This is a genomic window from Streptomyces sp. NPDC054834 (assembly GCF_053611185.1).
The window spans coordinates 294,818-306,032 of the sequence record NZ_JBSGZV010000003.1 but is presented as its reverse complement, the minus strand read 5'-3'; the positions used below and the strand labels follow the sequence as shown (position 1 = coordinate 306,032).

The 11,215-nt window shown below is 72.7% G+C and carries 7 protein-coding genes and 3 pseudogenes; 6 read left to right on the top strand and 4 right to left on the bottom strand.

All coding sequences use genetic code 11. From position 1 onward, the window contains the following. Positions 1-73: 73 nt before the first annotated feature. Positions 74-457, top strand: a pseudogene (locus ACWGJM_RS06395) (sensor histidine kinase); the annotation flags it as partial. Between the two features lie 29 nt (positions 458-486). Here the strand turns inward: ACWGJM_RS06395 and ACWGJM_RS06390 are convergent. Both ACWGJM_RS06390 and ACWGJM_RS06385 read right to left on the bottom strand, forming a co-directional pair. Beyond that, the gene (locus ACWGJM_RS06390; protein ID WP_453410664.1) at positions 487-2,439 is read right to left on the bottom strand and encodes a PAS domain S-box protein; all 1,953 of its coding nucleotides are present in this window, start codon (positions 2,437-2,439) and stop codon (positions 487-489) included. 270 nt (positions 2,440-2,709) lie between these two features. Beyond that, positions 2,710-3,027: pseudogene (locus ACWGJM_RS06385) on the bottom strand (hypothetical protein); the annotation flags it as partial. A gap of 262 nt (positions 3,028-3,289) precedes the next feature. Between ACWGJM_RS06385 and ACWGJM_RS06380 the strand changes: the two are divergent. Then, a complete protein-coding gene (locus ACWGJM_RS06380) occupies positions 3,290-4,261 on the top strand; it encodes a universal stress protein (RefSeq protein WP_453410663.1) in 972 nt (323 codons plus the stop codon). Positions 4,262-4,327: 66 nt separating this feature from the next. Next, positions 4,328-4,975 carry a helix-turn-helix domain-containing protein gene (locus ACWGJM_RS06375; protein ID WP_453410508.1) on the top strand — a complete coding sequence of 216 codons (648 nt, stop codon included), beginning with the start codon at positions 4,328-4,330 and terminating at the stop codon, positions 4,973-4,975. Positions 4,976-5,191: 216 nt separating this feature from the next. On the opposite strand, the gene ACWGJM_RS06370 is transcribed toward ACWGJM_RS06375, so the two are convergent. After that, positions 5,192-5,644 carry a universal stress protein gene (locus ACWGJM_RS06370; protein ID WP_453410507.1) on the bottom strand — a complete coding sequence of 151 codons (453 nt, stop codon included), beginning with the start codon at positions 5,642-5,644 and terminating at the stop codon, positions 5,192-5,194. A 178-nt stretch (positions 5,645-5,822) separates the two neighbouring features. On the opposite strand from ACWGJM_RS06370, the pseudogene ACWGJM_RS06365 reads away from it, so the two are divergent. From ACWGJM_RS06365 to ACWGJM_RS06355, 3 genes and pseudogenes are all read left to right on the top strand, one after another. Continuing rightward, a pseudogene (locus ACWGJM_RS06365) lies at positions 5,823-6,110 on the top strand (glycoside hydrolase family 65 protein); the annotation flags it as partial. A gap of 102 nt (positions 6,111-6,212) precedes the next feature. Then, complete coding sequence (locus ACWGJM_RS06360; RefSeq protein ID WP_453410506.1) at positions 6,213-8,654, top strand: SpoIIE family protein phosphatase; 2,442 nt, start codon at positions 6,213-6,215, stop codon at positions 8,652-8,654. Positions 8,655-8,693: 39 nt separating this feature from the next. Then, the gene (locus tag ACWGJM_RS06355) at positions 8,694-10,760 is read left to right on the top strand and encodes a SpoIIE family protein phosphatase (RefSeq protein WP_453410505.1); all 2,067 of its coding nucleotides are present in this window, start codon (positions 8,694-8,696) and stop codon (positions 10,758-10,760) included. On the opposite strand, the gene ACWGJM_RS06350 is transcribed toward ACWGJM_RS06355, so the two are convergent. Continuing rightward, positions 10,757-11,152, bottom strand: coding sequence for an SRPBCC family protein (locus ACWGJM_RS06350; protein WP_453410504.1), 396 nt, complete (start codon positions 11,150-11,152; stop codon positions 10,757-10,759). The genes ACWGJM_RS06355 and ACWGJM_RS06350 overlap by 4 nt on opposite strands. Positions 11,153-11,215: the final 63 nt, after the last annotated feature.

The window sequence follows — 11,215 nt, the reverse complement described above, 5'->3', positions numbered from 1 at the left end:
CGGCCCTGGTCTCGGGCCCCGGCGACGGGCAGGGATACGGGTGAAGGCCGAACACCCACGCCGAACACTTCACGACGAGGCACCCGGGCTGCGGGCCCGCGCGGTGCGGGTGGTCGGTGGCGCCGCACCGGTGCTGGGCTTCGCGCCCAGCGCCCGGATGGAGGGCCTGCTCGACACCCATGTGCCGCAGGGGATCGCCGACCACATCGTGGCCGTGCTCTCCGAGTCCCTGACCGACATCGCCCGGCACGCCCGCGCCGACAGGGCCGAGGTGGTGCTGGAATCCGACGGCACCGAGGTGCGGCTCACGGTAACCGACGCCGGCGTCGGCATACCGCCTGGGGGCCGCCGCAGCGGCCTCGCCAACATGACGGAACGGGCCCGGAAGCTGGGCGGCGACATGGAGATCACCACCCCGGAGGGCGGAGGGGCGAGGCTGGTGTGGCACGTGCCCCTGCGCCAAGAACAAGGCACGGTTCTCTTCGCTCACAGCCTCAGGGTGAACCAGGTCGTCTTGCCCTCGTCCGTCGGCCGTACCCCCCAGCTGCCGGCGATGGTGCGGACCAGGAACAGGCCCCGGCCGGACTCCTCGTCCTCGGATGCGTGGCGGGGCTGGGGGAGGTGCGGGCTGCGGTCGCTGACCTCGACGGTGAGATCGGTGGCGGTGCGGCACAGGCGCAGCCCCAGAGGCCCTTCGGCGTGCTGCACCGCGTTGGTGAGGGTCTCGGACAGCAGCAGGAGGGCGTCGTCGGCCGCTGCGGCGCACTCCCACGAGATCAGGGTCCGGCTGAGGAACGCCCGCCCCTCGGGAACGGAGGACGGGGTCGCGGGCAGGTCGGTCGTGACGGCGGCCAAGGGCGCCGCCGGGAGCTGCGCCAGTAGCAGCGTCACGTCGTCGTTGTGACCGTCGGCGTCGGGGAGCAACTCGGCGAGCACCCGGTCGGCGGCCTCCTCCAGCCCGGTGGCCTGCGGGAAGAAGGTGTCGAGGACGGTGGTGAGTTCACCGATCCGCGCCTCGATGTCGCTGCCGGGCGTCTCGATCAGACCGTCGGTGTACAGCACGAGCGTGGCGCCGGGCGCCATGGCCGTGCAGGACTGTTCGTAGAGGACGCCACCGACGCCGAGCGGGGCGTTGACCGGCGTGGAAAGGACGCGGACGCCCTCCCAGGGGCCGACGACGAGGGTCGGCAGATGCCCGGCCGAACAGACCGTCACGGTGCCCGCGTCCGGCGCGATGATCAGGTAGCAGCAGGTGACCAGCTGGTCGGGGACGTCCAGGTCGGTGACGACGGTGTCGAGGGCCTGCATCAGCTGGCGGGGCTGCATTCCCGTCTTGGCGAGCGCGTGCGCGGCCGAGCGCAGCTGGCCCATCACGGCGGCCGCCTCCAGCCCGCGGCCCATCACGTCACCGATGAGGACCCCGACCCGTCCGGCGCCCAGCGGTATCAGGTCGAACCAGTCGCCGCCGACACCGGCGCCCTGAGTGGCGGGCCGGTAGCGGCTGGCGGTGTCCAGACCGGGCAGGGCGGGAGGCGTTCCCATGAGGCTGCGCTGAAGGGTGAGGGCGATGTGCCGCTGCTGTTCCAGCAGGGCGGTGAGCTCGGCCTCCGCGCGCTTGCGGTCACTGATGTCGCGGACGATCGCGCACGCGCCGACGACCTTGCCCCCGGTGTCCCGGGTCGGCCACAGCGTGACGTCGACGTCCAGCAGGGCGCCGTCCTTGGTGACCCGCAGGGCCTCGAAGTGCTCGACCTTCTCCCCGTGCCGCAGCCGCTTCAGCAGCGCGCAGATGTCGTCCTGGAGTTCCGCCGGGGCGAGCAGGGACACGTGCCGACCGATGGCCTCCTCGGCCGTGTAGCCGTACAGCCGTCCGGCGGCGGCGTTCCAGTAGGTGATGTACCCGTCGAGGGTCTTGGCGAGGATGGCGTCCTGGGAGGACTCCACGAGCGCGGCGAGTTCGTTGATCCGGGCCTCGGCCGCCCTGCGGTCGCTGACGTCGCGCACGGCCGCCGACACCAGCAGCCCGTCCGCCGTCTCCATGGGGCTGAGGCTGATCTCCACGGGGAACTCGCTGCCGTTCTTGCGCACCCCGTGCAGTTCCAGCCCCGCCCCCATCGGACGCACCTGCCGATTGGCGGCGTACCCGTCGCGGTGCCGGGTGTGGTGGGCCCGGAAGCGGTGCGGCACCAGCAACTCGACCGGGCGGCCGAGCAGTTCCTCGCGCCGGTAGCCGAACAGGGCCTCCGTCTGGGCGTTGACCAGCCTGATGATGCCGGTGTCGTCGACGATGACCATGGCGTCCGGCGCCGCCTCCAGCAGCCCGCGGAACCGTTCCTCGGCCGCGGACGGGCCGCCCTGGGGCAACCGGGCGCCGCACCGGCACCGCTCCAGCACCGCCGGGTCGGCCGACCGTGCCGGCCCCTCCACGAATGCGTTCATACCCACACCACCAGGTCGCTCGTGTTGCTGGCGCCATCCCAACGCATCCGGGGGCCCGCCGCCCTGACTTGTCGCGTCATGTCGGGGCAGTGGTCGGAAATCGTCGGGCCGGTGGCCGAACCCTTCCCCTGCGCGTCCCCGGTTGTTCAGATGCGGTCGCCTTTGTCCCGGTGGTCCGAATCCGTGGCCCACCGCCGGCAGGCGGCCACCGCGGTCGGCAGGGTGGGGAAGATACGGTCCGCCCCGACCGACTCCGTCGATCTCACCGGCGGCCGGCAGATGCTCGACGTACCGCTGGACGTACCACTGGGTGCGCTGCCGCTCGGTCGGCTCGGGCAGCGCGGCGATCCGGGCGACGCGGGGGTCGAGGTACTGGGTGGCCCGTTGGATCGTGCCGCCCTTGCCGGCCGCGTCCCGTCCCTCGAAGACGACGACCAGCCGGGCGCCCTGCGCCCCGCAGCAGTTCGCTCTCGTACCTCTTGCGGGGCAGCGCCGCCGCGTTCTTCTCGGCCATGCGGCCCACTCTCTCCTCGGCCCCGCGTTCCGGCTTCCGCGAAGCCGCGTCTCGCGTGGGTTCCGGCAGGTCACTGCCGATCGCTCCACACCGATCCGGTGCTCAGGTCGCACCCGACGTCGACCACGCCCTCGACGGCGCGCACCATGCGGGCGGCGCCGGGCAGCACGGGCCGGCCGGTGGCCTGCCGGGCGGAAGCGGGCCGACGCCGGGGGACCGCGCGGGCTCCGGCGGGGCCGAACGGCCCTCACCACCGAGCCCCGGCGCGTGCGACGGTGGCAGTGGAGTTTCGTGCTGCACGCGGTGGCAGCCCGGCGAAAGGCGGTGAGCCCGATGATGGAACTGCCCGTGGTCGTGGGTGTGGACGGATCGGAGTCCAGCCTGACGGCGGTCGACTGGGCGGTGGACGAGGCCGCCCGCCGCGGGCTCCGGCTGCGGCTGGTGTACGCCTCCCTCTGGGAGCGCTACGAGGGCACCGTGCCGACGGGCAGCCCGGTACGTCCCTCCGAGCAGGTGATGGCCGAGAACGTCGTCGCCTCGGCGGCGGAGCGGGCACGGGCGCGCAACCCGGACGTGAAGGCGACCACCGACATCCTTCCCCAGGAGGCGGCGGACGCCCTGCTGCACGAATGCGACAACGCCTTCGTCCTGGTGACGGGAACACGTGGCCGGGGCGGGATCAAGGGGCTGCTGCTCGGCTCGGTCGGTCTGACCGTGGCCGCCCGCGCCCACTGCCCGGTGATCGTCGTCCGCGGGGACCGGGCCGGCCTGGCAGCCACCCATCAGCGCGTCCTGCTCGGCGCCGGCGACCCGGCGACCGGCGGCGACGCCGTGCGCTTCGCCGTCCAAGAGGCCGAGGCACGCGGATGCGTCCTCGACGCCGTACGCGCCTGGCGCCGTCCCACGCACCGGAGCGCCGACCACTTCCTGCTCGCCGGGGAGCCCGCGTACCAGCACGAGCAGCAGGCCTCCGACCTGCTCGACACGCTGCTCGACGACGCGACCGCAGGTCATCCGGGCCTCCGTGTGCGCCGCACCACGGTGGAAGGCTCGGCCCGGAAGGTGCTCGTGGACCGCTCGGCCGCCGCCGACCTCGTCGTCATCGGCGCCCGCAGCCGGCACCACTACTTCGGGCTCCAGCTCGGCCGGGTCGCGCACACACTGCTGCACCACGCCCACTGCCCGGTGGCGGTCGTACCGCCGCGGCCATCCGCCACGGACGGCAGGGACGGCAGGGACGGCAGGGACGGCAGGGAGGGCACGGACAGCACGGACAGCACGGACAGCACGGACGGCATATCGGGATGAAATCGGCGGAGAAGGTGCGGATACTCGGAGACAGATCCGCAGCACGGCCCCGAGGAGTGAGTGACCATGGCCGAACGGCAGGGCGACCTCGGACGCCGCATCGAACAGCGGCGCACGGAACTGGGGCTCACCCGGGACGAGGTGGCCTTCCGGGCCGGCATGGCCCCCGGCTACCTCGCGCACCTGGAGGAGCACAGCACCGCGGCACCGGATTCCGGCACCCTGCTCAGACTGGCCGGGGCGCTGCGCACCAGCATCACGGAGCTCGGCGGCGGCCACGTCGACCTGCCGCCCGGCATCGGGCACGCCGCCCGTGCTCCGCGCCTGAGCGAACTGGCCGAACAGGAATGCCGCAGACTGCTGTCGACGCACGGCGTGGGCAGGCTCGCGGTGTCCACCGAACAGGCGCCCGTCGTCGTCCCCGTCAACTACAGCGTCGTCGACGACGCCATCGTCTTCCGGACCCAGCCGGGCTCCGTGCCCGCGGAAGGGATCGGCCACGAGGTCGCCTTCGAGGTCGACCAAGTGGACGACGCGCTGAGCCAGGGCTGGAGCGTGCTGGTACGCGGCCCCGCCGACACGGTGACCGACCCCGACGATGTACGCCGCCTCGCCGAACGCGCCTACAGCACGCCGTGGGCCGGAGGCGAGCGCGACGTCTGGGTGCGCATCGAGATCGCCACCCTCACGGGCCGCCGCATCGACGTCTGGTGACCGTGCCGGCCGAGCGGATCCCCCGGGAGGCCCACTCGGCCCTCGTGCCGACGGCCGCGCGGTGGTTCCATGGGAAGTGCGGAAAGGGCCTCCATCAGACGCGGGGAAGCGGCCACGGGCCGCGCACCGCGCAATCCGGATCCGCGAGAAGCGGATGTGGTCCTTTCCGCCTCGTCCGTCTCCCGGCCGGGGCCGCCGGCGGCATCGGTGTACGGATCACTGCCCGGCGCCCCGGCCCGGGGGGACCACGATGACCGGGCAGACCGCGTGCTGGGCACAGCGATGGGTGACCGAACCCAGCATCGTCCGGGTGAAACCGCCCCGTCCACGGCGGCCCACGACGAGGACCGCCGCATCCTCCGAGGCGCGGATCAGCACCTCGGAGGGGTTGCCCTCCACCAGGTGTTCCTCCAGGCCGGCGGGGCGCCCGTCCGGGAAGACGGTGCGCAGCTCATCTGCGAATCGCTCCCGGGCCTGTTGCAGGTCGAAGTCGGGATCGATCGCGGGCCCGCTCCAGCCGACGTCCGACGGCGTGTCCCAGGCGAGGACCGCTTCCACGACGCCGCCGACGGTCTGCGCGTACCGCACCGCCCAGCGCAGCGCCGCATACGACGACGGGGAACCGTCCACGCCCACCACCACCCGGGGTACCGCCTCAGGGCGTTCCATGGCCACCTCGCTCAGCAGTCGTTGTCCCTACGTCCACGCTGCCCGGCCCCGCGTGACCTCGCCAGCCGGAGGGAGACCGCCGCCATGACGGAACGGGTGTGGGAGTAGTCGGTCACGACCCCGCCGACGAGCCGGTCAGGGAGTCGCAGACATCGTCCACCTCCCCAACTGGCTCCCCCTCGCCCGGGCCCGGCGCACCGACGCGTGGACGTACTGTGAGGAGGCCCTCCGCGGCGACATCGCGGAGCTCCAGGGCGGCACCACCGGCGAGGGGATACGCCTGGGCGCCATGGCCGGCACCCTCGACCTCGTGCAGCGCGGGCTGACCGGACCGGAGACCCGCGAGGGGACGCTCTGGCTCGACCCGGTGCCACCGTCGGACCGCTCCCCGATCGACGTCCAGCAGACCGGCCGGGCCGTCCGGGTTCGGCCCGGAGAGACATGCCGCCTGGTCACGCCTGTGTGAACCTGACATCCACCACCCGAGGGCGTGCACCGGCGCGGCGTGGCCCGACCCTCGGTGCGACAATGGGCTCGTGGGGGCCCGGCCCTGTGATGGGACGTGCATATGGGTGTCAACGGCGCTCTCGGCAGTGCAGATCCGGCCGACCCGTTCGACATCGAGTCCGCGGCCGTGGTGGTCACCGATGCCGATCAGCTGATCGTCTCCTGGAGCCCGGGCGCCGAGCGCCTGATCGGCTACCCGGCCCGTGACGTGGTCGGACACCCCGTGGCATCCGTCACGGCGGACGGGAACCTCGCCGCCGCCGTCTCCCGGCTGCGGCGCACGGACCGCGGCTGGACCGGCGTCCTCGCCGCCCGGCACCGGGCCGGTCACGCCGTCGACCTCTCGATCCGCATGTGCCCCCTCGTCGGCGCCGACGGCCACCACGGCTGGCTCGTCGTCGCCTGCGACGTCAACGACCGGCTGGAGTACGAGTTCTTCGACGCGGTCGCGCGCGGTCTGCTCGTGCGGTCCCCCCTCGGAATCGCCGTGCTGGACACCGAACTGCGCTGGAAATGGGCCAACCGCGCGCTGGCCGAGATGGAGGGGGACCGGCCGGACGACGCCGATTCGCCCGGAACCATCACCGGCGCCGGTGAGTCGGCGTTCCTCGGCAACCGTCACGCCAGGCGCGCGCTCATCACCGGGCAGCCCCAGGTGACCCTGGACCACGCGCCGCCCCGCCACGACATGGCCCGCCGGACCGGGGGACGGAACTTCAGGCTGCGTTCCTTCTTTCCCGTGCGGGACGCCGAGGGCGAGACACTGGGCATCTGCCTCGTCGCCCTCCACGCCACCGGCCAGGACACGGCACGCGACCGGCTGACCCTGCTGAACGAGGCCAGCGAACACATCGGGACCACCCTGGACCTCGACCGGACGGTACAGGAGCTGGCGGAGGTCGCGGTGCCGCGCATCGCCGACTTCGTGGCGATCGACCTCCTGGACGAAGTACGGCTGGAAGGACGAACGCAGGGGGAGCGGCCCAGAGGACCCGGGCACGGCAAGGCGACGCTGCACCGGGCCGCCCACCTGTCGATCCAGGAGGACCATCCCGAAGTGGTCGTGCAGGTCGGTGCCGCCACCCGCTACCCGGCCCGGTCCCCGCAGGAACGCTGCCTGGCCACCGGGAAGCCCATCCGCGAAGTCGTCAGCGCCGCCACAACGTGGCTGGTCGACGACTCCCAGCGGTGGACGAAACTCCTCCGGCTCGGCGTGCACACGCACCTGGTCGTCCCGCTGCGGGCCCGCGGAATCACCATGGGAGTGGTGACCCTGCTGCGCTGGAAGAACCCCGACCCGTTCGACGAGGACGATCTGCTCCTCGTCGAGGAACTGGTGGCGCGGGCCGCCGTGTGCGTCGACAACGCCCGCCGTTTCGCCAGGCAGCACCAGGCCGCGCTCACCCTCCAGACCAGCCTGCTGCCGCCCGATCTGCCGCGGCACAATGCGGTCGAGCTCGCCTACCGCTATCTGCCCGCCGACACCGAGGCCGGGGTGGGCGGCGACTGGTTCGACGTCATCCCGCTCTCCGGCGCCAGGGTCGCGCTCGTCGTGGGAGACGTGATCGGCCACGGGCTGCACGCCGCGGCCAGCATGGGGCGGCTGCGGGCCGCCGTCCAGACACTGGCCGATCTGGACCTGCCCCCGGACGAGCTGCTGACCCACGTCGACGACCTGGTCGTGCGCCTGTCGGACGAAGCCGAAGCCTCCGCGCAGGGCCCGCTCGTCGTCGGCGCGACCTGTGTGTACGCCGTCTACGACCCGGTCACCCGCACCATCGTGGTGGCTCGCGCCGGGCACCCCAGCCCGGCGATCGCCCACCTGAGCGAGCCGGTCGAGTTCCCCGACATCCCCGCCGGGCCGCCCCTGGGACTCGGCGGCCTCCCGTTCGAGTCGGCCGAGATCACGGTGGAGGAGGGGAGCATCATCGCGCTCTACACCGACGGGCTGATCGAGGCCTCGGACCGGGATGTCGACGTGGGGATGGAGCGCCTGTGCTTCACCCTGGCCCACCCCGACCGGCCGCTCGAGGAACTGTGCGACATCATGGTCCGCACCCTGCTGCCGGAACGCCCGCGCGACGACGTCGCCTTCCTCATCGCGCGGACCCACGCGCTCAGCCCCGACCGCGTCGCCTCCTGGGACGTGCCCGCGGACCCTTCGGCGGTGCACGTGGCCCGGAACAACGCCGCCCGCCAGCTCGCCCAGTGGGGCCTCGACGAGGTGGCGTTCACCACGGAGCTGATCGTGAGCGAACTGGTGACCAACGCCATCAAGCACGCGTACGGGCCGATCAGGCTGCGGCTCATCCACGAGCGCGCCCTGATCTGCGAGGTCTCGGACGCCAGCCACACCTCCCCGCACCTGCGCGGGGCGCGCATCACCGACGAGGGAGGCCGGGGCCTGTTCCTGGTCGCTCAGATCGCCCAGCGCTGGGGCACCCGCCACACATCGGAGGGCAAGACGATCTGGACAGAGCAACAACTGCCCGACGGCAGATGACCTGGCCGGATGCCGACCCGGCGGAAGGGAGGGCCTGGGATGACAGCCGAATCCCCCCAGGCCGGCCGTGACGTCTCCGTCCCCGAGGCACCCCGGCCGACCGGGTTGCTGGACGTGCTGAGCGTGGCCGCGGTGGTGCTGGACACCGACGGGCGCATCGTGTTCTGGACCCCGCAGGCGGAGGACCTGTTCGGCTACACCGCGGACGAGGCGCTGGGTGAGTACGCCGCGCGGCTGCTGATCGGCCCGGAACACCTGAAGTCCGTCCTGAGTCTGTTCGCGGACGTGCTGGAGACCGGCCGGAGCTGGGCGGGCGCCTTCCCCGTGCAGCACAAGGACGGCAGCAGCCGTCTGATGGAGTTCCGCACCATGCGGCTGCTCGACGACGTCGGCGAGGTCTTCGCCCTCGGCATCGCGGCCGACCACACCCTGCTACAACGCGTCGAGACCGACCTGGCGCTGTGCGACCGGCTGATCAGACAGTCCCCGATCGGCCTGGCCCTGCTGGACCCCGAACTGCGCTACCTGCTGGTCAATCCCGCACTGGCGCGCATCGACGGGATACCCGCCGGGGACCACGTCGGGCGCCGGCTGCGCGAGACCCTGCCCTTCTCCGACGTGGGGACGATCGAGTCCGCGCTGCGCCAGGTGCTCACCACCGGCACCCCGCTGCTCGACCAGTACCACGTGGGCCGTCCCCCGACCGACCCCGACGAGGACCACGCCTGGTCCCTGTCCTTCTACCGCCTGGAGGACCCCGGCGGGCGGACCCTGGGCGCGGCCGCCTCGGTCGTCGACGTCACCGAGCGGCACCGCGCGGCCCTCGAGGCCGACCGGGCCCGGCGTCGTCTGGCGCTCATCGCCGACGCCTCGACCCGTGTCGGCACCACGCTGGAGGTCGAGGAGACCGCCCACGAGCTGGCCGACATAGCCATCCCCGATCTGGCCGACGTGGTCGCCGTGGACGTCCTGGACGAGGCGCTGGCCTACCGCCGCACCAGCAAACCGGCAGGCGGCCCGGAACTCTTCCGCGCGCTCGCCCTCCGGGCGTCCCACCCCACCGTGGCCCTGCGCGCCGCCGACCCTCCCGGCGACCTGGCCGCCTACGACGGGGACCGCCTGGTGACCCTGTGCGTCCACACGGCCCGACCCGTTCTGGTGCGGCATGTGGGAGCGCACGACCTGCCGCGCATCGCACGCGATGCCGAGGCCGTCACGCTCCTGGCCCGGGCCGGCGTCCACTCCTATCTCGCCGTGCCGCTGATCGCCCACGGCGAGGTGCTCGGCGCCCTCGACCTCAAACGCACCCGCAACCCGCTCCCGTTCGACGACGACGACGTCGTCCTGGCCAGTGAGCTCGCCAGCCGTGCCGCCATCGCCATCGACAACGCCCGCTGGTTCCAGAGCGTGCGCAACACCGCCCTGACCCTCCAGCGCAGCCTGCTGCCCGACCATCCGCCGCACCACACCGGGCTGGAGGTCGCCTCCCGCTACCAGCCCGCCCAGGCCACCAGCGAGGTCGGCGGTGACTGGTACGACGTGATCCCGCTGGCCGACGACAAGACCGCGCTGGTCGTGGGCGACGTGATGGGCAACGGCATCGACGCGGCCGCCACGATGGGCCGGCTGCGCACGGCCACCTGTGCCTACGCCGACCTCGACCTGGCTCCGGAGGCGGTGCTCCAGCACCTCGACAAGATCACCTGCGATCTGGAGCACTACATCGTCACGTGTATCTACGCCGTGTACGACCCCCGGACGCGGGACTGCCACCTCGCGAACGCCGGACACATGCCCCCGGCGCTGGCCCGCCCCGGCCAGGCCCCCAGGCTGCTCGACCTGCCCGCCGGAGCGCCTCTCGGCGTCGGCGGGATCGTCTTCGAGACCACGACGACCCGCCTCGAACCCGGCGACCTGCTCGTCCTCTACACCGACGGTCTCGTCGAGACCCGCCATCACCCCATCGACGACCGCCTGAACATGCTCCTCAGCTTCCTCCAGGAGCCCCACCGGCCCCTGGAGGAGACCTGTGACCTGCTGCTGTACGGCCTGCGCCACCCCGACGACCACGACGACGTCGCCCTCCTGGTGGCCCGGACCCGCTAGCCGGCCCGCACCTGCTCCTCCAGCCGTTCCAGACTGCGGTCGAGGGCTTCGCAGGCCGCGCGCTCGCCGGGGTCGTGGCCTGCCTCGAAGAACGACAGATGGACGGTCACCTCACTGGCTCCGCTGCCGATACCGGCGACCTGGAGCCAGCCGGCGTAGCTGCCCTGCGCGCGGGTGCCCCACTCGATGCGCATCTGGTCGCGCTCGGTGCGCAGCAGTGCCGAGGTGTCCTCGTCGGAGCGGTCCTCGTGCACGGTGACGGCGGGCGGTTCCTCGGGGCGTACGTGCAGGGCGTCCGGCAGCCAGGCGTCGAGCCGGCCGACATCGGCGGCCCGGTCGAAGATCTGGTCGGGCTGTGCGGGCATCGTGCGTGAACGTTCGTACTCGGCCATGGCGGCACCGTTCCTCCGCTCGGGTACGTGCCCCGGACGCGTGCCCCTTCTGCGGCGACCGAA

Coding starts and splice junctions, on each gene's coding strand:
- ACWGJM_RS06350 (WP_453410504.1), bottom strand. CDS start 11,152: ATGGCCGAGTACGAACGTTCACGCACGATGCCCGCACAGCCCGACCAG.
- ACWGJM_RS06360 (WP_453410506.1), top strand. CDS start 6,213: ATGGGTGTCAACGGCGCTCTCGGCAGTGCAGATCCGGCCGACCCGTTC.
- ACWGJM_RS06375 (WP_453410508.1), top strand. CDS start 4,328: ATGGCCGAACGGCAGGGCGACCTCGGACGCCGCATCGAACAGCGGCGC.
- ACWGJM_RS06390 (WP_453410664.1), bottom strand. CDS start 2,439: ATGAACGCATTCGTGGAGGGGCCGGCACGGTCGGCCGACCCGGCGGTG.
- ACWGJM_RS06370 (WP_453410507.1), bottom strand. CDS start 5,644: ATGGAACGCCCTGAGGCGGTACCCCGGGTGGTGGTGGGCGTGGACGGT.
- ACWGJM_RS06355 (WP_453410505.1), top strand. CDS start 8,694: ATGACAGCCGAATCCCCCCAGGCCGGCCGTGACGTCTCCGTCCCCGAG.
- ACWGJM_RS06380 (WP_453410663.1), top strand. CDS start 3,290: ATGGAACTGCCCGTGGTCGTGGGTGTGGACGGATCGGAGTCCAGCCTG.